This window comes from Geobacter hydrogenophilus (assembly GCF_018501225.1).
GTDB classification, from domain to species: domain Bacteria; phylum Desulfobacterota; class Desulfuromonadia; order Geobacterales; family Geobacteraceae; genus Geobacter; species Geobacter hydrogenophilus.
The window spans coordinates 141,399-163,277 of the sequence record NZ_JAHCZI010000002.1 but is presented as its reverse complement, the minus strand read 5'-3'; the positions used below and the strand labels follow the sequence as shown (position 1 = coordinate 163,277).

Below are 21,879 nucleotides of genomic sequence, written 5' to 3'. Positions count from 1 at the left end.
ATGAAGAGAATCGGATCATTCGAAGAACTGAAGGCACGTCACGAACGGCTGGCACCGCTTCTCGCATTGCGCAACACGGAAGAGAACGACCCACAGACGAGGGATATCCTCGTCTGCGGCGGCACCGGGTGCCAGGCATCGGAGAGCGAACAGCTGGTAAAGAACCTCAACTCCGTTCTCAGGGAGCATGGCCTGGAACGGGAGGTTCGGGCACAGATCACGGGCTGTTTCGGTTTCTGCGAGAAGGGGCCCATCGTCAAGGTCCACCCCGATAACGTCTTCTACGTTGAAGTCAAGGCGGATGACGCCAGGGAGATCATTGAGCGCCACGTGTTGGAAGGCGCGCCCGTGGAGCGCCTGCTGTTCGAGGAGCCGAGCGTGAACGCCAGGGTTCAACGACAGAGCGACATCTCTTTTTACGGCAAGCAGATGCGGATCGCCCTGCGCAACTGCGGCTTCATCAATCCCGAGTCTATCGAGGAATACCTGGCTAACCAGGGGTACCAGGCCCTTGGCACTGCGCTGACTGACATGACTCCCGAAGAGGTCTGTCTCCTGATCAAGGAGTCGGGGCTGCGGGGCCGGGGCGGCGGAGGCTTCCCCACCGGCGTCAAGTGGGACATCGCCCGGGCCCAGGCGGCGGACCAGAAATACATCATCTGCAACGCCGACGAGGGGGATCCCGGTGCCTTCATGGACCGGGCGATCATGGAGGGGGACCCCCACTCGGTGATCGAGGCCATGGCCATCGGCGGCTACGCCATCGGCGCCAGCAAAGGGCTCGTCTACATCCGGGCCGAGTACCCCCTCGCCATTCAGCGCCTGGAAACGGCGCTGGAGCAGGCAAGGAACTGCGGGCTTCTCGGCGCCAACATCCTGGGAAGAGGCTTCGGATTCGATATCGAGATAAAACTCGGGGCCGGCGCCTTTGTCTGCGGCGAGGAAACCGCCCTTATCCGCTCCATGGAAGGCAAGCGCGGAGAGCCGACCACCAAGCCCCCCTTCCCCGCCGAGAAGGGGTACTGGGGGAAGCCGAGCAACGTCAACAACGTGGAGACCCTGGCCAACATCCCTTCCATCGTTCTGCGGGGGGCCGGATGGTACCGGGGGATCGGCACCGAGAAATCCAAGGGGACCAAGGTGTTCGCCCTGGCTGGCAAGATCAGTAACGTGGGGCTCGTGGAGGTTCCCCTGGGGACGACTCTGCGGGAAATCATCTATGACATCGGCGGCGGCATCAGGAACGGCCGCCGGTTCAAGGCGGTGCAGACCGGTGGCCCCTCCGGGGGCTGCATCCCTGCCCGCTTCCTCGATACACCCATTGATTTTGAATCCCTGAGCGCCATCGGCTCCATGATGGGCTCGGGGGGAATGATCGTCCTCAGCGAAGACGACTGCATGGTCAACCTGGCCAAGTTCTACCTGGAATTCACCATGGACGAGTCCTGCGGCAAGTGCACCTCCTGCCGCGTGGGCTCCAAGCGGATGCATGAAATCCTGGAGAGGATCACCCAGGGGAAGGGGGTCCCCGAGGATATGGCGACCCTGCGCACCTTGGCCGCCACCATCAAGGATACGGCGTTGTGCGGGCTCGGGCAGACCGCTCCCAACCCGGTGCTGAGCACCCTGGAGTATTTCGAGGACGAATACATGGCCCATGTGAACGAGGGACGCTGCCCGGCCGGGGCCTGCACCTCCCTCCTGCAGTACTCCATTGCCGCTGACCGGTGCGTTGGATGCTCCCTCTGCGCCCGGGCCTGTCCGTCTGGGGCCATCTCCGGCACGCCGAAGAGCCTTTTTCGCATCGATGCGGACGTCTGCACCAAGTGCGGGGAGTGCGTCGATAAATGCAAGTTTGCTGCAATAGCCAGTGCCTAGGAGGTTTCACGACCATGACCACAGTGAACATAACCATAGATAACAAAGTAACGGCGGTTCCCCCGGGGACCACTATTCTGGAGGCGGCCCAGGGGCTCGGCATCGGGATCCCTACCCTCTGCCACCTGGATCTCCACACGATGGAGGTGAAGAACCAGCCGGCATCGTGCCGGGTCTGCGTGGTGGAGGTTGAGGGACGCAGGAACCTCGCCCCGGCCTGCGCGACCCCCGTTGCTGAGGGGATGGTGGTGAAATCCCACTCGCCGCGGGTCCTCGTTGCCAGAAAGGCCGTGCTGGAACTCCTCCTCTCCGACCATCCCCGGGATTGTCTCGTCTGCGCCAAGTCCGGCCAATGCGGGCTGCAGGATCTGGCGGAGAAGTTCGGCCTGCGGGAAGTCCGCTTCCAGGGGACCATCTCCACCTATCCCAAGGACCATTCTCCTGCCATCGTGAGGGACATGGACAAGTGCATCATGTGCAGGCGCTGCGAGACCATGTGCAACCAGGTGCAGGGGTGCAAGGTTCTGACGGGGGTCAACCGGGGGTTCGACTCCGTGGTCGCCCCACCCTATGACCTCCCCCTCGGCGAAACCGTCTGCACCAACTGCGGCCAGTGTGTGGCGGTCTGCCCGGTCGGGGCATTGATGGAGAAGGACCAGACCGCCGAGGTTCTGGCGGCCCTTGCCGATCCGGAGAAGGTGGTGGTGGTTCAAACCGCGCCGGCCGTGAGGGCAGCCCTCGGCGAGCCTTTCGGTATGGAGCCGGGAACACTCGTGACCGGAAAGATGGTCTCCGCCCTCCGGGAACTGGGCTTTGACCATGTCTTCGACACCAATTTCACTGCCGACCTCACCATCATGGAGGAAGGGAGCGAGCTCCTCGACCGCCTGAACCGGCACCTGGCAGGGGACGAATCGGTCAAACTGCCGATTCTGACCTCCTGCTGCCCGGCCTGGGTCAAATTTTTCGAACACCAGTTCCCCGACCTGCTCCACCTCCCCTCAACGGCCAAGTCTCCCCAGCAGATGTTCGGAGCCGTGGCCAAGAGCTTCTTCGCGGAAACGATCGGCATCCCCCGGGAGAAGATGGTGGTTGTCTCCATCATGCCGTGCCTGGCCAAGAAGTTTGAGGCGGCGCGCCCCGAGTTCGCCGTCGGCGGGAACCCCGACGTCGATTACGTCCTCTCCACCCGGGAGCTGGCGCGGATGATCCGGGGGGCCAACATCGACTTCGCCACCCTTGCCGACGGTGAATTCGATCAGCCCCTGGGAGAATCGACTGGCGCCGCCGTCATCTTCGGCGCCACCGGCGGGGTTCTCGAGGCGGCAGTCAGAACCGCCTGCGAAGTCGCCACCGGCCGCGAACTCCCCAGGATTGACTTCCAGGAACTGCGCGGTGTCGAAGGGGTCAGGAGCGCCACGGTTAAAGTCGGCGAGGTGGAGCTGAAGGTGGGGGTTGTACACAAGCTGGGGAATGCCCGAACCCTCATGGAGAGAATCCGTGCCGGCGAGGAAGAGTTCCACGCCATCGAGGTCATGTCCTGTCCCGGCGGCTGCATCGGCGGCGGGGGCCAGCCCTATCACCAGGGGCGGGAGGAGCTGCTGGAAATGAGAACCGCTGCCCTCTACCGGGATGACTGCGGCAAGCCCCTGCGCAAGTCCCACGAAAATCCCCATATCCAGGAGCTGTACCGGACGTTTCTCGGCGAGCCCCTGGGAGAGAAGGCCCATGAACTCCTCCATACCCACTACCAGGCGAGACCGGGGCTGTAGAAAAAGCGAGATAAATCATGACAAGAGATGAGATTCGCGACTGGCTGAAGACCGGTGATGAAAGCCGTCTGGAGGAGTTGTGGCTCCGGGCCGACGAAGTGCGCCGCCGCAATGTGGGCGACGAGGTGCATCTGCGGGGCCTGCTGGAGATATCCAACTGCTGCGTGAGAAGCTGCCGCTACTGCGGGCTCCGGGTGGAAAACTCCGAAGTCGGACGCTACCGGATGACGGAAGAGGAGATCATGGCCTGCGCCCATCAGGCTGTGGCGTTCGGGTACGGCACGGTGGTTCTGCAGGCGGGGGAAGACTACGGAATCAGCCGTGACTGGATGGCAGGGGTGATCCGGCGAATCAAGGGGGAGACCCCCCTGGCCGTCACCCTGAGCCTGGGCGAGCGCAGTGACGAGGAGTTCGCGGCATGGCGGGATGCAGGAGCGGATCGCTACCTGCTCCGCTTCGAGACCTCCAACAGGGTTCTCTATGACGCCATCCACCCTCCCCTGCCGGGGAGGCACTCCGATCGGTTCGCCCTGTTCCACACCCTGAAGGAACTCGGTTTCGAGATCGGCAGCGGCATCATGATCGGCATCCCTGGCCAGACCTATGACGATCTGGCTGCGGATATTGAAATCTTCCAGATCCTCGATTTCGACATGATTGGTGTCGGCCCCTTCATCCCCCACCCTGCTACCCCCCTCGGGAGGGCGGAAGGGGCGCCTATCACGCTGGCCGGGGAGCAGGTTCCCAACAGCGAGGCCATGACCTACCGGGTCATGGCCCTGACCCGTATGGTCTGCCCCCGGGCGAACATCCCCGCCACCTCCGCCCTCGCCACTCTGAACCTGGCCCAGGGAAGGGAGTTGGGGCTGATGCGGGGGGGGAACGTTCTCATGCCGAATCTGACGCCGCAACAGTATCGCGCCCAGTACGAGATCTATCCGGCAAAGGCCTGCATCGACGAAACCGCCCACCAATGCCGCAGCTGCATGGCCGGACGGATCAACGCCATTGGCAGAACCGTGGGCAGCGGCCGGGGGGACTCGCCAAGGCGGAAACGGGCCGCGTAAACCCGTAAAGTCTGACATTAAACGAGGTGAACCATGTGTGGCATGCCAGCACTCAAACTATCATCGAAACACTGCGATTTCATCAATGACGACCACCTGTTGGGAATGCTCCTTAGACAGCGTTCCGACGCCGTACGCATCCGGGAGATTATCGCCAAGAGCCTCTCCAAGGAACCCCTGACCGTTGAAGAAACCGCCGCCCTGGTCATGGCCGACGACCCGGAACTGGTGGAGGAGATCTTCGCGGCCGCCAGCCGCCTCAAGCAGAAGGTGTACGGCAACCGGATCGTCCTCTTTGCACCGCTGTACATCGGCAACAACTGCGTCAACGACTGCTCCTACTGCTCGTTCAAGCGCTCCAACACCGGCGCGGTGCGCCGTACCCTGACGGAGCAGGAGGTTCGAGAGCAGGTGATCGCCCTGGAAGAAAACGGGCACAAGCGGCTCATCCTGGTATTTGGCGAGCACAGGCGTTACGACCCCCGTTTCATTGCCGACACCGTCCGGACCGTCTATGCCACGAAATCAGGCCATGGCGAGATCCGGCGGGTCAACATCAACGCCGCCCCCCTTGACCACGAGGGGTACGCCACCATCAAGGAGGCGGGGATCGGCACCTACCAGATCTTCCAGGAGACTTACCATCACTCCACCTACACCAGGGTTCACGGCAAAAAAACTCCGAAGGCGGATTACCTCTACCGCCTCCACGGGCTGGGGCGTGCCATGGAGGCCGGCCTCGACGACGTGGGGCTCGGCGTGCTCTTCGGACTCTTCGACTGGCGCTTCGAGGTACTGGGACTGGTCAGCCACGCCCTCCACCTGCAGCACCACTACGGGGTTGGCCCCCACACCATCAGCTTCCCGCGTCTTCGGCCGGCCCATGGGGTCAAGTCGGACTCACGGCACCTGGTCGACGACTACGACTTCAAGAGGATCATCGCAATCCTGCGCCTCGCCGTCCCCTATGCCGGACTCATCCTGACGGCCCGTGAAAACCCGGACGTGCGGCGTTCTCTGATGGCCTTCGGGGTATCGCAGATCGACGCCGGCAGCCGGATCGAGCTTGGGGGATACACCGAGGCCGGTGATGCCCAGGTCATGGAGCGGGAACAGTTTTCCCTCGGTGACATCCGGTCCCTGGATGAGGTCATGGCCGAACTGATGAGGGACGGATATCTCCCCAGCTTTTGCACCTCCTGCTATCGCAGCGGTCGCACCGGCGAGCATTTCATGGAGTTCAGCATCCCCGGCTTCATCAAGGAGTTCTGCACCCCCAACGCCCTCCTGACGCTGCAGGAATATCTGGAGGATTACGCGTCCCCCGAAACGCAGAGCGTGGGAGAGGCACTGGTGGCCAGAGAACTGCAAAAACTGGAAGATGGGGATTTCAAAGAAACACTATGCGGACGACTTTCCGCCATACGGCAGAACAAGAGCAGGGACTGTTATTTCTGAGGTTCCGGGAACAGCAAAGGAAAGAGCAATGAAGACCACACCCAAAGGATTTCGTTTACATATCGGCCTGTTCGGCCGACGCAACGTCGGAAAATCGTCGCTTCTCAACGCCCTCACCCGCCAATCCGTCTCCATCGTCTCCGCCGTTGCAGGCACCACCACCGACCCGGTGGACAAGGCCATGGAACTGCAGCCCATCGGACCGGTCCTCTTCATCGACACGGCCGGCGTCGACGACGTCGGCGCTCTTGGCGAGATGCGCATCAGGCGCACCCGGCAGGTATTCGACCGTACTGATGTGGGGATCATCGTAGCCGGCGACGGTGGTTGGGGGCTGTTCGAGGAAACCATCCTGGAGGAACTGCGCAGCCGCGGGATATCCGTCATCGTAGTGTTCAACAAGGCCGACGTGGCCCGTCCCGATGACGCCCTGCTCGACCGGCTCAAAGTGCTGGAGCTTCCCTGGGTCCATACCTCAGCCACGGGGGGAGAGGGGCTCGACGACCTCCGTGAGGTCCTTGTCCGAACGGTCCCCGATGATTATATCAACGCCCCCCCCATTGTCGGCGACCTGGTTCCCCCGGGCGAGCTCATCGTCCTGGTGGTCCCCATCGACAAGGAGGCCCCCAAGGGGCGCCTCATCCTTCCCCAGGTGCAGACCATACGGGACATTCTGGACAATGACGCCTGCTGCTTGGTGGTCAAGGAACAGGAGCTGCGTAGTGCCCTCGACCGCCTCAATCGCCCACCGGCGCTGGTGGTCACCGACTCCCAGGCCTTCCGGGAGGTGGCCGCCGCTACCCCGGACAGCGTGCCGCTGACCTCCTTCTCCATTCTCTATGCCCGCAGCAAGGGAGATCTCAACGAGCTGGTCCAGGGGACCATAGCCATCGACCGGCTCCGGACCGGGGATCATGTGCTGGTCTGCGAATCGTGCTCTCACCACCCGATCGAAGAAGACATCGGCCGGGAAAAGATTCCCGCCTGGCTCCAGCAGTACGTGGGGGGACGTCTGGAGTTCACCCACGTTCAAGGGCACGACTTCCCCGACGACCTGAACCCGTACCAATTCGTGGTGCAGTGCGGGGCCTGCATGATGAACCGCAGGGAAATACTCTCGCGCATCGTGCGTTGCCGGAGGGCCGGAGTGCCGATCAGCAACTACGGGATGACGATCGCGTTCTCCCTGGGGATACTTCCGCGGGCTCTGGGTCCGTTCCAGGAGGCACGAGACATTTGCCGCCGCCATGGGCAGGACGCGGCGGCCTGAAAGGAGGTGTACCGTGAAAACAACCATCACCATTTGTATGGGAAGTTCCTGCTTCAGCCGCGGCAACCGGATAAACCTCGGGCTGATCAGATCCTATATCGACTACAACGGCATTGAAGCAGAAGTGAATCTGGCGGGTTGCCGCTGCGCAGGAGAGTGCACCAGGGGGCCAGCTATCCGTATCGACAACCGGCTCTTTGTGGGGGTCGACCGGGGAGTGCTGCTCGATCTTCTGAATCAGTATCTGGGAAACCGCAAGGAAGGTGCCCATGAATCATCATTTAGCGGCTCACTCCGAAAAGACCGAGTGCCGGAGGTGCGCCACCTGCCTCCGACACTGTCCGGCCGAGACGAGCGGTTTCAGAAGGGAAGAGGCTGCTGCCATACCTGAGCGGTGGGCCTCCTGTGGCCGCTGCGACTGCGATATCTTACGGGATATGGACTGGGCACTGAGCGACGGCCGCACGGAACCGCCGATGTGCCCGGTCCAGCTTCGCAGTCAGAGCGAAAGAAAATTGGATGCGCTGCTGCGTCACATGGGGGCCGGTGCGGTATTCGTGGATGCCGACCTGAAGGTTGTTGAATGCAATGAGACCTTTTCCCGAATGTTCGACGAAGACACCCTCTCCGTTTACCAGTCGCGGCCTGGTCTTGCGGGGGCGCGGCTCGATCGGCTCATTCCCTTTGCCGAGCGCTTCCGATCGGTTCTGGATACAGGTGAGGATGCCCGTCGGGAAACACTGCAGGTGGAAGACAGAATATATTCCACCATCATTTTCACCATCGACCCCCATCGGCTCGTTGGGGGCATCGTCAGGGATGTCACCAGCGCCGAGATCTCCCGCGCCCAGATCGCCCACCTGGCGCAGGAGGTCATTCACAGGCACCTGGAACTGGTCCAGGAAGTGGCGTGTCGCCTTGGCGAAAGCATGGCCGACACGGAAATCCTGCTGCGGTCCCTGGCTGACGGGAATGTCGCGCAGGACAAGGGGACGGAAACGAGAACTACCCCGGCGGGAAACCATGACCGACGACCTTGTGATTGAAATCGAATGCCGCCAACGCAGGATGCACGGTGAGACCCTGTGCGGAGACACCTTCAGATCGCAAAAGATCGCCGGGCGTGGAGGCGTGATATCGGTTCTCTCCGACGGCCTCGGAAAGGGAGTAAAGGCAAGTATCCTCTCGACCATGACCGCGGCCATGGCACTTCGCCTGACGGCCGGCAACTGCGAGCTCACCCGGACGGCGGAAACCATGATGGATGCGTTGCCTACCTGTAAGCTGCGCACGATCGGGTATGCGACCTTCACCATTGTCGACACTCGGGATGAGGCCGGTATCCGCATCATCGAGATGGACAACCCTCCGTTCATTCTGATCCGCAACGGGGAGGCGGTGGAAATGGAGCACACAAGCGTCGCTTCCAGACGACGACAGGACCGGGTCATGCGTATCTCCACACTTCAGCCGCGTCCCGGAGACCGCCTTGTGACCGTCACCGACGGAATCACCCAGGCGGGCCTCGGAACGGAACCCCTTAAACTCGGCTGGCAACGGGATGGATGCCTGAGGTTTGCAGCAGATCAGGTGCGGCGCGATCCCGACATCTCGTCGGGATCCCTTGCGCAACAAATCATGAACGAGGCGCTCCGTCAGGAGCCTGACCGCCGTGCCCGGGACGACATGAGTGCCGCGGTTTTCTCGTTCCGCATTCCCCGCCGCCTGCTGGTGCTGTCGGGCCCCCCTTTTGCCCGGGATCGCGACGGTGAGATCGCCCACCTCCTCGACTCCTTCGACGGTCACACGGCCATCTGCGGAGGGACGACGGCGGAGATCGTCGCACGGGAACTGGGCCGCGACATCACCACCAACCTCGACACATGCACCATGGAGGTACCCCCCACATCACGGATGAAGGGGGTAGACCTGGTAACCGAGGGAATTCTCACCCTCACGAGGGTCGCCCAACTCCTCGAACAGAAATTCCTCCCGGGACGGGGCGACGCCGCTTCCCGACTCTTCGATCTGCTGAAGGAAAGCGACCACATCGACTTCGTGGTCGGCACCCGGATCAACGAAGCACACCAGGATCCGAGCCACCCCCCTGAACTGGAAATCCGCCGCTCCATCGTCAAACGCATCGCGAAAGTGCTCGAGGAGAGACATCTCAAGGATGTTCGCATCCGGTACATCTGACATGGCGCGGGAGCCACGCTGCCGTACGAACAGGCGCCCCGGCAGAGAGGAAGCACCGGCCTTTTCATTACCTGTTCACTATTGAGCATCACTTCAGGGCAGCCAGAGAGCTACCTTTTTTATTCTTCACCACACCTTACCTTAACGTCACATAATTCATCACCACGCAAACCCCTATTTTTTATACATACCTTTTTATACGTGCAACTATCTTGTATTACATAATTATATCCATTCGCCGAATGAATAACTATTTAGTTATATAAAGGCGTTTTATATTATGTTGACATGCACGTAAAATAGATATAAGCTTAGGACAAATCTGCAACCCGGAGGGAAGCGATGAAAGATGTGTTTGTGGTTGATGCCCTGAGAACACCGTTTGGTTCATTTTCCGGCATGCTGGCCGACGTGGAAGCCCCCAAACTGGCCGCCACCGTCATGACGGGACTTCTGGCAAAGGCCGGACTCGCCCCCGGCACGGTGGATGAAGTAATCGTCGGACAGGTCCTCTCCGGCGGCTGTGGCCAGGCCCCGGCCCGCCAAGCCATGCGCGGGGCCGGAATACCCGACTCGGCCCATGCCCTGACCATCAACAAGGTCTGCGGCAGCGGCCTCAAGGCAATCATGCTCGGCGCTGACAGCATCCGCCTCGGCGAATCCCAACTGGTGGTTGCCGGCGGCATGGAGAACATGTCCCTCGCCCCCTACTTCCTCAAGAAGGCCCGCAGCGGCTACCGCATGGGGCATGGAGAAATTCTGGACCTGTTGATTTACGACGGTCTTCAGGACCCCTACACCGGCCGCCATATGGGGGAAATCGGCGAAGCGAGCGCGGAACGGGGCAACCTCTCTCGGGAGGAGCAGGACGAATTTGCCCGGCGCTCCTACGAACTGGCCCAGGCTGCGGTGAACGGAGGAGTGTTTGCCGACGAGATCGTGCCGGTGGTGAAGAAGGGAAAAAAGGGGGACGAAACCCTCGCCTCAGACGAAGAGCCCTTCAAGGGTGACCCGAGCAAGCTGCCTTCGCTGCGGGCGGTCTTCAAGAAGGACGGCACCATCACCGCCGGCAACGCCTCGACCATCAATGATGGCGCGGCCCTAGCTCTGCTGACCGATGCCGACGGCCTTAAGAAGCATAACCTCACCCCCAAGGCACGCATCGTGGCCACGGCTACGGAAAGCCGCCATCCCGACAACTTCCCCGAGGCTCCCATCGGCGCCATTGAGAAGGTCTGCGCAAAAGCCGGACTGACCATTGCCGACATCGACCTCTTCGAGATCAACGAGGCTTTCGCCTCCGTGGCCCTTCTGGCCATCAAGGGGCTCGGTCTCCCCCTGGACAAGGTGAACGTCAACGGCGGCGCCTGCGCCATCGGCCACCCCATCGGCGCCAGCGGCGGACGGCTGGCGGCCACGGTCATCCGGGAGCTCCACCGGCGGCAGAAGCGCTATGGCCTTGCCACCCTCTGCATCGGCGGCGGCGAGGCGGTGGCGGTCATCTTCGAGCGGGTCTAAAGAAAAAACTCTGGAGGGTGAAATGATCAAGAAAATCGGTGTGCTCGGCGCAGGTCAGATGGGAAACGGCATTGCCCACGTGTTTGCACAGTTCGGTTATGACGTGGTGCTCTACGACATCGCGGAGCTTCAGCTCGAAAAGGCGGTGTCCACCATCAGGCAGAACCTGGAGCGTCAAGCCAAGAAGGGGGTGATCCCCGAAACGCTGGTAGGCGAGACTGTTGGGAGGATCTTGACCACGAAGAACATGACCGATCTCGCCGGCTGTGATTTCTGCGTGGAGGCGGTCACGGAGCACGAACCCCTCAAGCTGGACATCTTCCGCAAACTGGATGATATCGTCCAGCCAAGCGCCATCCTGGCATCAAACACCTCGTCCATCCCCATCACCAAGATCGCCTCGGTAACCAAGCGTCCCGACAAGGTCATCGGCATGCACTTCATGAACCCGGTGCCGGTCATGAAGCTGGTGGAGGTCATCCGTGGTCACGCCACCAGCGACGCCACCTTCCGCCTCACCGCCGAACTGGTGGCCAGACTGGAAAAGGAAATGGCGGTCTCCCAGGACTACCCCGGCTTTATCGTCAACCGCATTCTCATGCCGATGATCAACGAGGCGGTTTTCGCCCTCTACGAGGGGATTGCCACGGCCGAGGACATCGACAAAGGGATGAAGCTCGGCACCAACCAGCCCATGGGGCCCCTCACCCTGGCCGACTTCATCGGCCTCGACACCTGCCTGGCAATCATGAATGTCCTCTACGACGGCTTCAAGGATCCGAAGTACCGCCCCTGCCCGCTCCTGGTGAAGATGGTGAACGCGGGGTATCTGGGACGCAAGTCGGGACGGGGCTTCTACACCTATTAACATGTAGGGGCGGACTGCGTCCGCCCAAAGCGCATGCAATGCGCCCCTACAGGAGGATCCATGGAATTCAAGAACCTGCTCATCGAAACCGCCGACGGCGTCGCCACCCTCACCGTCAATCGCCCCCAGGCCCTCAATGCCCTGAACAGCGAGGTGCTGACGGAGTTGGCCTCAGCCTTCTATCAGCTGGAGTACGATCCGGCAGTCCGGGTGGTGGTCCTCACCGGCGCCGGAGACAAGGCTTTCGTGGCCGGGGCCGACATCAAGGAGATGGCGGCCATGTCCTCCTTCGAAGGGCACCAGTTCGCCCTGAAGGGGCAACACTGCATGATGGCCATGGAGAAGATGAAGACCCCGGTCATCGCTGCGGTGAACGGCTTCGCCCTTGGCGGCGGGCTGGAGCTGGCCCTGGGGTGTGATTTCATCTACGCCTCCGAAAAGGCGAAGCTCGGCTTCCCCGAAGTGACCCTTGGCATCATCCCCGGTTTCGGCGGCACCCAGAATCTGGCGCGCCTCATCGGCAAGAGCCGGGCCAACGAGCTGATCTTCACCGGCAGAATGATCACCGCCGACAAGGCCCAGGCGTGGGGAATCGTTAACGAGGTGTTCGCCCCGGAAGAGCTTCTGGTAAAAGCGCGGGAGACCGCAGCCGCCATTGCCAGCGTCGGCCCCCTGGGAGTCACCTACGCCAAGAACGCCATCGCCAACGGGCTCAACATGGGTAAAGAAGACGGCTTCCGCTACGAAGCCTCCCTCTTTGGGGTCCTGTTCGCCACCGCCGACCAGAAGGAAGGTATGGGGGCGTTCGTGGAGAAGCGGAAAGCGGCGTTTGCGGGACGGTAATCGTAGGGGCGCTGCTTGCTGCGCCCTCATTTACGGCGTTCAAAACGGGCGCAGCAAGCAGCGCCCCTACAGAAATAATGGAGGATGCCATGAACTTCGAGCTGAGCCAGGACCACAGAGTATTGCAGGACGCCGTGCGGGATTTCGTCGAAAAAGAAATCAAGCCGATCGCCGCGCAGATTGATGAGGAGCATCAGATCCCCGACACCCTGGTGCGGAAGATGGGTGAGATGGGGTTCATGGGGAGCTATCTCCCCGAGCAGTACGGCGGCGCCGGACTCGACATGCTCTCCTACGCCATCGTGGTGGAGGAGGTCTCCAAGGCGTGCGGTTCCAGCGGTGTCCTCATTTCGGCCCACACCTCCCTCTGCTGCGGCCCCATCTACACCTTCGGCACCGAGGAGCAGAAGAAGAAGTGGCTCCCGGCCCTGAACAGCGGCGACATCATCGGCTGCTTCCTCCTGACCGAACCCGACGCGGGCTCTGACGCCGGGGCCATCGCCACCACCTACCGTCGCGAAGGTGACGAATTCGTCCTCAACGGGTCGAAGATTTTCATCACCAACGGCGGCTACCGGGGGACCGGCGTGGTCTTCGCCACCTCCGACAAGAGCCTCAAGCACAAGGGGGTGTCGGCCTTCATCATCGACCTCCGCTCCCATGGGGTCGAAATTCTCAAGAACGAGAAGAAACTCGGCATCCGCGGCAGCTACACCACCGCCTTTGCCCTGGATAACGTGCGCATCCCGGCGGAGAACCTCCTTGGCCAGGAAGGCCAGGGATTCAAGATCGCCATGGATACCCTGAACGGCGGCCGGATCGGCATCGCCTCCCAGGCACTCGGCATCGCCGAGGGGGCCTTCGAGCGGGCCCTCGCCTACTCAAAGGAGCGGAAGCAGTTCGGCGCCCCCATCTGCGACCTCCAGGCGATCCAGTTCAAGCTGGCCGACATGTGGGCAAAGATCGAGATCAGCAAGCTCATGACCTACAAGGCCGCGTGGCTCAAGGACAACAAGAAGAACTACACCATGGAGTCGGCCATGTGCAAGATGCTCGCCTCCGAGGCCGCCACGTTCGTCTCTCACCAGGCGATCCAGATCCACGGCGGCTACGGTTTCATCTGCGACTACGAAGTTGAACGGATGTACCGGGACGCCAAGATCACCGAGATCTACGAGGGGACCAACGAAGTGCAGCGGGTGGTTATCTCGAAGCTGTTGCTGAGCTAGGAACGGTAAACGATTCAAGGCAGGGAAAGAAGGAGGTACCATGGAAGCCACCCGAGAAATCTACTGGAACATCGGCCACGGGGTCGTCATCCCCATGTACCTCCTCACCTTTGCTGCCCTTGGCGTCCTGGCCTGGGGTTTCTGGAAGCGGCTCCCCGTCTGGCGCCAGGGAAAGCCCCTCGACCGGTTCGACCGCTACGACGAAAGAGTGAAGCGCCTCATCTCCACGGTGCTCAGTCAGTGCAAGGTCGCCCGGGTGAAGGACGGCGGCATCCCCCACGCCCTCTTCTTCTGGGGATTTCTCACCCTCTTTGTCGGAACGCTGATCGTGATGCTCCAGGCCGATTTCTTCACCCCCCTCATGGACGTGAACATCCTCAAGGGTGAGTTCTACAAGGCCTTCTCCCTGGTGCTGGACCTGGCGGGCCTCGGCGCCATCCTGATGCTGGCCGGCCTCTCCATCCGCCGCTTTGTGATGAAGCCCGAAGGCCTTGAGACCATCAACGACGACCGGATCATCCACCAGCTCCTCTTCGCCATCCTCATCACCGGCTTCTGTGTAGAGGGGGCCCGCATGGCCGCCACGGAGTTGCAGCAGAATCCCGACCTGGCCCGTTTCTCCCCCGTGGGGTACGTCTTCGCCCACCTCTTCACCGGCTACACCGACGATTCCATCCGCACCATGCACACGGTGCTCTGGTGGACCCACTTCGGTCTCGTCCTCGGGTTCATCGCCGCCCTCCCCTACACCAAGCTGCGCCACATCCTGACCACCAGCATCAACTCGTTTTTCGCGCCCCTGGAGGAGAAGGGTACCATCGCCACCCTCAACATGGAGGACGAGAGCCAGGAGCAGTTCGGCGCCACAAAGGTGACAGACCTCACCTGGAAGGACATCTTCGACGCCGATGCCTGCACCAGCTGCAAGCGCTGCCAGGACCGCTGCCCCGCCTGGGCCACCGAGAAGCCACTCTCCCCCATGAAGGTGGTAAAACAGGTGGGGGAAGCGGCCTGGTCCGCCCCCGACTCCTCCCTGGTGGAGACCGTCACCGCCGATGTCCTCTGGAGTTGCACCACCTGCCGCGCCTGCCAGGACATCTGCCCGGCCGAGATCGAGCACGTGAACAAGATCCTGGAGATGCGGCGCAGCCTCTCCCTCATGGAAGGCGAGTTCCCCGGGGATGAGGTCCGCACCGCCGTCAGCAACGTGGAGGTGAACGGCAACCCCTTCGGCCTGGCCTTTGCCAGCCGGGGCGACTGGGCCGAGGGGCTCCCCGTGGCCCGGGTTTCGGACGGCGAAGAGGCGGACATTCTCTACTTCGCCGGCTGCTACGCCTCCTTCGACAAGCGGAACCGGGAGGTTGCCCGCAGCTTCGTGAAGATCTGCGCCGCAGCCGGCATCACGGTTGGCATCCTCGGCAAGGACGAGAAGTGCTGCGGCGAACCGGTGAGAAAGCTCGGCAACGAGTATCTCTACCAGATGGTGGCCCAGGAGAACATCGAACTGATGAAGGCCAGTGGCGCGAAGAAGGTGGTAACCACCTGCCCCCACTGCTTCAACACCCTCTCCCGCGACTACCGGGACCTGGGGTTCGAGCTGGAAACCGAGCACTACGCCACTTTCATCCACGGCCTCATGGAGAGCGGTCGCCTCACACTGGCGCCCGAACAGAAGCGCTTCGCCTTCACCTACCACGACTCCTGCTACCTGGGCCGCTACAAGGACATCCTTGCAGAGCCCCGGGCCGTTCTGGCAGCCGCCGGCGGCGACCTGCGGGAGATGGACCGCTCCGGCTGCGACAGCTTCTGCTGCGGGGCCGGCGGCGGGCGGATCCTGGCCGAGGAGAAGCTCGGCACAAAGATAAGCGAGGCGCGGGTCCGCATGGCCGGAGATACCGGCGCGCCGCTCATGGTATCTAACTGCCCCTTCTGCCTCACCATGTTCGAAGACGGCATCAAGACCGGCGGTTTCGAGGAGAGCATGAGGGTGCGGGATCTGGCGGAAATCGTGGCGGAGAGAATCGTAGCGTAGGGGCGCCGCTTGCTGCGCCTCCAGAGTGAGTTTACCCCCCTGCTCGCCATGCTCGCTTCCCCCCTACAAGATAGGGGGGATTGAGGGGGGTCTCAACCAAGAATGAATATGGGCGCAGCAAGCGGCGCCCATACAAATCGGAGGTTCCCATGAAAATCCTTGTCTGCGTCAAACAGGTCCCCGACATGGAATCCCGCTTCAAGCCCGACGGCAGCGGCACCTGGTTCGAGGAGGCCGACCTGGCCTTCCGGATGAACGAGTACGACGAATACGCCGTGGAACAGGCGGTGCAGCTCAAGGAGCAGTTGGGGAATGAACCGGAGGTGACGGTCCTCTCCATTGGCCCCGACCGGGTGAACGAGGCGATCAAGAAGGCCCTTGCCATGGGGTGCGACCGGGGAGCCCACATCCAGGATCCCGCCCCCCAGGGAAAGGACCCCTGGCAGATCGCTTCGATCATCACCCAGTTCGCCCAGGGCGAGGGATTCGACCTCATCTTCACGGGCATGCAGTCCCAGGACCGGGGCTCCGCCCAGGTTGGAGTGCTGGTGGCGGAACTCCTCGGCTTTGCCTGCGCCACGACCCTCGTGGGCTTTGCCTATGCCGACGGAGTGATCACCGCCAAGCGGGAGCTTGAGGGGGGAATCAAGGGGATCGCGAAGCTGAGGCTCCCCGCGGTAGTCACCTGCCAGTTGGGCCTCAATATCCCCCGCTACCCTACCCTTCCCAACATCATGAAGGCCAAGAAGAAGGAGATCCTCGCCATCCCGGTGGCCGACCTGCTGAAGGAGGAGGCCGTTGCGTCCACGGCCCGATTCTACCCGCCCGCCCGGAAGGGTGGCGGCATTGTGCTGGAAGGCGATGTGGGGAACCTGGTGGAGCAGCTCTACGGGATACTGAAAGAAAAAACGACCGTACTCCGGTGAGAGGAGAAAACCTATGAAAGCACTGCTTGTCTGCGAATACCGGGAAGGAAAGCTTCTCGATTCTACCTACGAACTCCTCGCCTTTGCCGACCGGCTCGGCGCCGAGAAGGCGATGTTCCTCATCGGGAGCGACAGCGCCCTTCCCGCCTGTAGCACCACGGTCTACCTGGCCGACGCGGCAAAGCACGGCGAGTACAACCCCGACGTGCACAAGAAGCTCGTCCTCGATGCGGCCCAGCGGGAAAACGCCGACTGCATCGTCTTCGTCCACTCCTCCTACGGCTGGGATCTGGCGCCCCGGGTGGCCGCGGCCCTCAGGGCCGGCCAGGTGTCGGAAATCGTCGGCATCGTGGACGGCGGCTACGAGGTGGGATGCTGCAACGCCAAGATGCGCCGCACTGTGGTCCCAAAGAGCGGCAAGGCGGTCCTCACCATCCAGGCCGGCGCCTTCAGTTCCTCGGATACGCCCCAAGGGACGCCCCGGGTGGAGCGGATCGACACGGCCGACGGGGCATCGCCGATGGAATTTGTCGGTTACGAACCCGCCGAGAAGAAGGATGTGGATCTCACCCGGGCCGAGGTGATCGTCAGCGCCGGCCGGGGGGTGGGGAAAAAGGACAATATCCCGACCATCGAGGCCCTGGCCAAGGCCCTCGGCGGAGAGTTGGGTGCAAGCCGGCCGGTGGTGGATGCCGGTTGGGTGGATCACAGCCACCAGGTGGGAACCACCGGGCAGAGCGTGAGCCCCAAGCTCTACGTGGCCTGCGGCATCTCGGGAGCCATCCAGCATCTGGCAGGCATGAAAAAGTCCGACTTTGTCGTCGCCATCAACAAGGACAAGGACGCCCCCATCGGCGAAGTGGCCGACGTCCTCGTGGTGGCCGACGTGATGCAGTTCGTGCCGGCCCTGACGGCCAAACTGCAGTGAACCGGACGAACAGAGGAGGGACCATGAAGCCCCTTGAGGGAATGGTGATTGTGAACCTGTCCGTGAATCTTCCCGGCCCCGCCGCTGCCCGGCGCCTCCAGCAGTTGGGGGCGTCCGCCGTGAAGGTGGAGCCGCCAACCGGCGACCCCATGGAACTGTACAACCCAGCATGGTACCGGGACATGGCCAACGGCCAGACGGTTGTCCGGATCGACCTGAAGAGTGCCGAGGGTCTGACCCGCCTCAGCGATCTGCTGGCAACCGCCGATCTCCTCATCACCGCCAGCCGACCCGCAGCCTTGACGCGCCTCGGTCTAGGATGGGAGGAGCTTCACCGTAAATTCCCCCGACTCTGCCAGGTGGCCATCATCGGATACCCCTCCCCCCGCGAGAACGAGGCAGGCCACGACCTCACCTACCAGGCCTCTCTGGGGCTCCTCAATCCCCCCCACATGCCCCGCACCCTCCTTGCCGACATGGCCGGTGCCGAGCAGACCGTCTCGGCCGCCATGGCGCTCCTTCTCGGCCGGGAACGGGGACAGGAGGCAGGCTATGCCGAGGTGGCCCTCTCCAGCGCGGCCGAAGCCATGGCCGAGCCCCTGCGTTACGGCAGCACGGCGCCGGGGGCGCTCCTGGGCGGAGGCATTCCCGAATACAACATCTATGCGGCCCGAGACGGCTGGGTGGCTCTGGCAGCCCTGGAGCCCCACTTCAAGAGCCGGCTCGAAAAGGTACTGGGAGTGAGCACTCGGGAAGAATACCGCGCCGCCTTTGCCGGCCGGAGCGCCCGGGAATGGCAGGAATGGGGACAGGAGCAGGATATTCCGATCGTCGTTGCCGGAAGCTGAGAGGAGAGAACCATGTTGCTTGAACTGACCGAAGAACAGAAACTGATTCAGGACACCGCCAAGGACTTTGCCAAGGCCGAACTGGAGCCGGTAGCGGCGCAACTGGACCAGGGAAGCGACCGGGGCCCCCTGCTGGCCAACCTGAAAAAGCTGGCTGAACTGGGCTTCATGGGGCTGAACGTGCGGGAGGAATACGGCGGCGCCGAAGCCGGGGCCATATCCTTCAGCGTGGCCATGACCGAGATCGCCCGGGCCTGTGCCTCAACGGCGGTCACTGTCTCGGTCAACAACATGGCCGCCGAGGTGATCCAGGCGGTGGGGTCCGAGGAGCAGAAGCGTGCCTACATCCCGAAGATTTGCTCCGGCGAGTTTTCCGCCGCCAGCTTCGCCCTCACCGAGACCTGCGCCGGCTCCGACCCGGCCGGGATGCTCACCCAGGCCGTGGACGACGGCGACTCCTGGGTCCTGAACGGCTCCAAGATCTTCATCACGAGCGCCTCCTATGCCGGAGTCTTCGTGGTTTGGGCGGTGACCGACAAGGCCGCACCCAAGGGGAAAGGGATAAGCTGCTTCCTGGTGGAGGCCGGAACGCCGGGGCTCGTCATCGGCAAAGAGGAGCACAAGATGGGGCAGCATGCCTCGGCCACCAATGAGGTGATCTTTGCCGACTGCCGCATCCCCAAGAGCGCCATGATGGGAAAACTCAACGACGGCTTCCGGATCGCCGTGAGCGAACTGGCCGGCGGGCGGATAGGAATCGGCTCCCTGGGGCTCGGCGTCGGCCTGGCTGCCATGGATTATGCCACCCGCTACGCCACCGAGCGGACCCAATTCGGCCAGAAGATCAGCTCCTTCCAGGCGATTCAGTGGATGGTTGCTGACGCCTACACCGAACTGGAAGCGGCGCGGCTGCTCCTGATGAATGCAGCTTTCCGCAAGGATCAGGGGAAATCCTTCGCCAAGGAAGCCTCCATGGCGAAGCTCTACGCCACCGAGGCGGCCAACCGGGCCTGCTATCAGGCGATTCAGATGCTTGGCGGGTACGGCTACACCCAGGATTTCCCGGTGGAGCGCTATGCCCGCGATGCCCGGATCACCTCCATCTACGAAGGAACGAGCGAGATTCAGCGCGTTGTTATCTCTCGGGAAATTCTCAAGAATTTTGCCCAATAGCAATAATCACGCATGGAGGTATGTATGGGGACAGGTAAACGCATTACACTGCAGCAGGCCGCCGAGATCGTCAAGGACGGCTCCAGTCTCACCTTCTCCGGTTTCACCATCTGGCGACGCCCCATGGCCATCGTCTTCGAGCTGATCCGCCAGCAGAGACGGGGACTCCACCTCATCGAAGTAAATGGCGGCCCCCACACCGAATTCCTCGTGGGAGCCGGTTGTGTGGACATCTGGGAATCGTGCTGGGTGGGGCATGAACTCTACGGCAAGTACGGCGCCAACCTCTCCCGCAAGGTGGGGAACAAGGAGATCATCGTTGAGGATTACAGCCATGCGGAGATGATGTTCCGCTTCGCCGCCGGGGCCGCCGGCGCCCCCTACGCGGTCACCCAGACATCCCTCGGCACCGACATCCACAACCCCGAGTACGACATGCTCAGCCGCGCCGGCAAGCGGGATGGAAAGCGAATCCCCAAGCAGAAGTACGTCTTTACCGACGATCCCTTCTACGGCGCGGGCCCCCAGGTGCTGGTGCCGGCGGCCAAGGCCGACATCGCCATCATGTGTGTCCAGCAGGTGGGTGAGGAAGGAACCGTGCGAGTCAGCGGCCAGTACTACTCCGACCCCGAGGCGGCCCGGACCGCGGACATTACCATCGTCATGGCCGAAGAGATCGTCCCCGAGGAGTACCTGCGGCGGGAGGCCGACCGCAACACCATCACCAGCTTCGAAGTGGACTACATCGTGGAATGCCCCTTCGGCGCCCACCCCACCGGGATGTTCGGCCGCTACGATGTGGACGGCGCCTTCCTCAAGGATTTCTACGGACGGACCCGGACCCAGGAGGGATTCGATGACTTCGCAAAGGAGTGGATTACGGGGCTCGACCACATGAGCTATCTGGAAAAGCTCGGCTGGCCTCGGATGCTGACCTTGAAGGCCAACACAGCGCTCAACTACTCGACCTGCGTAAAGAGGGGGCAATGATATGGGCAAAGAGTATGCGAATCCGGAAGAATACGGCCTTGCCGACCTGCTGTGTTGCGCGGCGGCCCGCGAGGTGCAGGACAACGAGATCGTCTTTGCCGGCACCGGCCTCCCCATGGTGGCGATCATGCTGGCCCAGAAAACCCATGCCCCGAACCTGAAGCTGATCTTCGAGGCCGGAACCCTGGATGGTCGCCCGCCGGAAATTCCCACGTCTGTGGGGGACGCCCGGTGTGAGATGGGGGCTTCCCGGGCCTCGGGGCTCTACGACGCCTTCAGCATCGCCCAGCGGGGCTACGTGGACCTGGGCTTTCTGGGTGGCGCCGAAGTGGACGAGTACGGCAACGTGAACACCACCTGCATCGGCGACTACCTGGCCCCTGATCTGCGCCTCACCGGCAGCGGCGGCAACCCCGACATCAACTCTTTCGCCAAGCGGACCGTCTTCATCATGGTCCATGAGAAGCGGCGCTTCACCCCCAAAGTCAGCTACATCACGAGCCCCGGCTGGCGGGTAAAGAAATGGCCGGAGGGCGAATTCGTCCATCGCCGGGAGCTCTACGGCGCCGCCTACCGCGGCGGCCCCTCGGCGGTCATCAGCACCGCCGGCGTCTTCCGGTTTGATAACGAGACTGGCCGTATCTACCTGGACACCTGCCACCCCGGCAAGACGCCCGAGGAAATCAGGGAGATGTGCCACTTTGACCTGGATATCTCCCGGGTCAGCGGTGAAACACTTCCCCCAACCCGTGAAGAACTGCACTTTATCCACGATGTTCTTGATCCTGAGCAGATCTTCATTCCGAAGGTGACAAAGGGGTAGATACCGGATAGGACAAACAAACGCGGCCCCGGATCAGTCGGGAGCCGCGTTTGTTTG

General features: G+C 62.3%; 19 protein-coding genes. All 19 read left to right on the top strand.

Annotated elements, in window-relative coordinates:
- The 19 genes from KI811_RS04295 (at nucleotide 1) to KI811_RS04205 (ending at nucleotide 21,822) form a co-directional block, all read left to right on the top strand.
- Nucleotides 1-1,878: an NADH-quinone oxidoreductase subunit NuoF gene (locus KI811_RS04295; RefSeq protein ID WP_214185262.1), complete on the top strand. Its 1,878-nt coding sequence runs from the start codon at nucleotides 1-3 to the stop codon at nucleotides 1,876-1,878.
- Between the two features lie 14 nt (nucleotides 1,879-1,892).
- Complete coding sequence (locus KI811_RS04290; RefSeq protein ID WP_214185261.1) at nucleotides 1,893-3,650, top strand: NADH-dependent [FeFe] hydrogenase, group A6; 1,758 nt, start codon at nucleotides 1,893-1,895, stop codon at nucleotides 3,648-3,650.
- 17 nt (nucleotides 3,651-3,667) lie between these two features.
- Nucleotides 3,668-4,717: a [FeFe] hydrogenase H-cluster radical SAM maturase HydE gene (hydE, locus tag KI811_RS04285; protein WP_214185260.1), complete on the top strand. Its 1,050-nt coding sequence runs from the start codon at nucleotides 3,668-3,670 to the stop codon at nucleotides 4,715-4,717.
- A gap of 42 nt (nucleotides 4,718-4,759) precedes the next feature.
- Nucleotides 4,760-6,175, top strand: coding sequence for a [FeFe] hydrogenase H-cluster radical SAM maturase HydG (gene hydG, locus KI811_RS04280; RefSeq protein ID WP_246551357.1), 1,416 nt, complete (start codon nucleotides 4,760-4,762; stop codon nucleotides 6,173-6,175).
- Between the two features lie 28 nt (nucleotides 6,176-6,203).
- Nucleotides 6,204-7,445 carry a [FeFe] hydrogenase H-cluster maturation GTPase HydF gene (gene hydF / locus KI811_RS04275; protein ID WP_214185258.1) on the top strand — a complete coding sequence of 414 codons (1,242 nt, stop codon included), beginning with the start codon at nucleotides 6,204-6,206 and terminating at the stop codon, nucleotides 7,443-7,445.
- 13 nt (nucleotides 7,446-7,458) lie between these two features.
- A complete protein-coding gene (locus KI811_RS04270; protein ID WP_214185257.1) occupies nucleotides 7,459-7,836 on the top strand; it encodes a (2Fe-2S) ferredoxin domain-containing protein in 378 nt (125 codons plus the stop codon).
- Nucleotides 7,837-7,882: 46 nt separating this feature from the next.
- A complete protein-coding gene (locus KI811_RS04265) occupies nucleotides 7,883-8,491 on the top strand; it encodes a nitrogen regulation protein NR(II) (protein WP_214185256.1) in 609 nt (202 codons plus the stop codon).
- Entirely contained in the window at nucleotides 8,469-9,644 is a 1,176-nt protein-coding gene (locus KI811_RS04260; RefSeq protein WP_214185255.1) for a SpoIIE family protein phosphatase, read from the top strand. Before KI811_RS04265 ends, KI811_RS04260 begins: the two co-directional genes overlap by 23 nt.
- Nucleotides 9,645-9,986: 342 nt before the next feature.
- On the top strand, nucleotides 9,987-11,162 hold the full coding sequence (locus tag KI811_RS04255; RefSeq protein ID WP_214185254.1) for a thiolase family protein: 1,176 nt from the start codon (nucleotides 9,987-9,989) through the stop codon (nucleotides 11,160-11,162).
- A gap of 22 nt (nucleotides 11,163-11,184) precedes the next feature.
- Nucleotides 11,185-12,030: a 3-hydroxybutyryl-CoA dehydrogenase gene (locus KI811_RS04250; protein ID WP_214185253.1), complete on the top strand. Its 846-nt coding sequence runs from the start codon at nucleotides 11,185-11,187 to the stop codon at nucleotides 12,028-12,030.
- A 60-nt stretch (nucleotides 12,031-12,090) separates the two neighbouring features.
- Nucleotides 12,091-12,873 carry an enoyl-CoA hydratase-related protein gene (locus KI811_RS04245; protein ID WP_214185252.1) on the top strand — a complete coding sequence of 261 codons (783 nt, stop codon included), beginning with the start codon at nucleotides 12,091-12,093 and terminating at the stop codon, nucleotides 12,871-12,873.
- 89 nt (nucleotides 12,874-12,962) lie between these two features.
- Nucleotides 12,963-14,102, top strand: a complete 1,140-nt coding sequence (locus KI811_RS04240; RefSeq protein ID WP_214185251.1) for an acyl-CoA dehydrogenase — start codon at nucleotides 12,963-12,965, stop codon at nucleotides 14,100-14,102.
- Nucleotides 14,103-14,142: 40 nt separating this feature from the next.
- The gene (locus KI811_RS04235) at nucleotides 14,143-16,134 is read left to right on the top strand and encodes a heterodisulfide reductase-related iron-sulfur binding cluster (protein WP_214185250.1); all 1,992 of its coding nucleotides are present in this window, start codon (nucleotides 14,143-14,145) and stop codon (nucleotides 16,132-16,134) included.
- Between the two features lie 149 nt (nucleotides 16,135-16,283).
- A complete protein-coding gene (locus tag KI811_RS04230) occupies nucleotides 16,284-17,060 on the top strand; it encodes an electron transfer flavoprotein subunit beta/FixA family protein (protein ID WP_214185249.1) in 777 nt (258 codons plus the stop codon).
- Nucleotides 17,061-17,073: 13 nt separating this feature from the next.
- Nucleotides 17,074-17,988, top strand: coding sequence for an electron transfer flavoprotein subunit alpha/FixB family protein (locus KI811_RS04225; RefSeq protein ID WP_214185248.1), 915 nt, complete (start codon nucleotides 17,074-17,076; stop codon nucleotides 17,986-17,988).
- 23 nt (nucleotides 17,989-18,011) lie between these two features.
- Nucleotides 18,012-18,836, top strand: coding sequence for a CoA transferase (locus tag KI811_RS04220; RefSeq protein WP_246551354.1), 825 nt, complete (start codon nucleotides 18,012-18,014; stop codon nucleotides 18,834-18,836).
- 12 nt (nucleotides 18,837-18,848) lie between these two features.
- Nucleotides 18,849-20,009 carry an acyl-CoA dehydrogenase family protein gene (locus KI811_RS04215; RefSeq protein WP_214185247.1) on the top strand — a complete coding sequence of 387 codons (1,161 nt, stop codon included), beginning with the start codon at nucleotides 18,849-18,851 and terminating at the stop codon, nucleotides 20,007-20,009.
- A 24-nt stretch (nucleotides 20,010-20,033) separates the two neighbouring features.
- Nucleotides 20,034-20,999 (top strand): CoA transferase subunit A, encoded by a 966-nt coding sequence (locus KI811_RS04210; protein WP_214185246.1) that lies wholly within the window; start codon nucleotides 20,034-20,036, stop codon nucleotides 20,997-20,999.
- 1 nt (nucleotide 21,000) lies between these two features.
- Nucleotides 21,001-21,822: a CoA-transferase subunit beta gene (locus KI811_RS04205; RefSeq protein ID WP_214185245.1), complete on the top strand. Its 822-nt coding sequence runs from the start codon at nucleotides 21,001-21,003 to the stop codon at nucleotides 21,820-21,822.
- Nucleotides 21,823-21,879: the final 57 nt, after the last annotated feature.

Excerpts from the sequence above, each read along its gene's own strand:
- hydE (WP_214185260.1), top strand. The coding sequence starts at position 3,668 with ATGACAAGAGATGAGATTCGCGACTGGCTGAAGACCGGTGATGAAAGC.
- KI811_RS04250 (WP_214185253.1), top strand. The coding sequence starts at position 11,185 with ATGATCAAGAAAATCGGTGTGCTCGGCGCAGGTCAGATGGGAAACGGC.
- KI811_RS04230 (WP_214185249.1), top strand. The coding sequence starts at position 16,284 with ATGAAAATCCTTGTCTGCGTCAAACAGGTCCCCGACATGGAATCCCGC.
- KI811_RS04235 (WP_214185250.1), top strand. The coding sequence starts at position 14,143 with ATGGAAGCCACCCGAGAAATCTACTGGAACATCGGCCACGGGGTCGTC.
- KI811_RS04225 (WP_214185248.1), top strand. The coding sequence starts at position 17,074 with ATGAAAGCACTGCTTGTCTGCGAATACCGGGAAGGAAAGCTTCTCGAT.
- KI811_RS04295 (WP_214185262.1), top strand. The coding sequence starts at position 1 with ATGAAGAGAATCGGATCATTCGAAGAACTGAAGGCACGTCACGAACGG.
- KI811_RS04245 (WP_214185252.1), top strand. The coding sequence starts at position 12,091 with ATGGAATTCAAGAACCTGCTCATCGAAACCGCCGACGGCGTCGCCACC.
- KI811_RS04210 (WP_214185246.1), top strand. The coding sequence starts at position 20,034 with ATGGGGACAGGTAAACGCATTACACTGCAGCAGGCCGCCGAGATCGTC.
- KI811_RS04290 (WP_214185261.1), top strand. The coding sequence starts at position 1,893 with ATGACCACAGTGAACATAACCATAGATAACAAAGTAACGGCGGTTCCC.
- KI811_RS04205 (WP_214185245.1), top strand. The coding sequence starts at position 21,001 with ATGGGCAAAGAGTATGCGAATCCGGAAGAATACGGCCTTGCCGACCTG.
- KI811_RS04240 (WP_214185251.1), top strand. The coding sequence starts at position 12,963 with ATGAACTTCGAGCTGAGCCAGGACCACAGAGTATTGCAGGACGCCGTG.
- KI811_RS04220 (WP_246551354.1), top strand. The coding sequence starts at position 18,012 with ATGAAGCCCCTTGAGGGAATGGTGATTGTGAACCTGTCCGTGAATCTT.
- KI811_RS04255 (WP_214185254.1), top strand. The coding sequence starts at position 9,987 with ATGAAAGATGTGTTTGTGGTTGATGCCCTGAGAACACCGTTTGGTTCA.
- KI811_RS04215 (WP_214185247.1), top strand. The coding sequence starts at position 18,849 with ATGTTGCTTGAACTGACCGAAGAACAGAAACTGATTCAGGACACCGCC.
- hydF (WP_214185258.1), top strand. The coding sequence starts at position 6,204 with ATGAAGACCACACCCAAAGGATTTCGTTTACATATCGGCCTGTTCGGC.
- KI811_RS04265 (WP_214185256.1), top strand. The coding sequence starts at position 7,883 with ATGGACTGGGCACTGAGCGACGGCCGCACGGAACCGCCGATGTGCCCG.
- hydG (WP_246551357.1), top strand. The coding sequence starts at position 4,760 with ATGCCAGCACTCAAACTATCATCGAAACACTGCGATTTCATCAATGAC.
- KI811_RS04260 (WP_214185255.1), top strand. The coding sequence starts at position 8,469 with ATGACCGACGACCTTGTGATTGAAATCGAATGCCGCCAACGCAGGATG.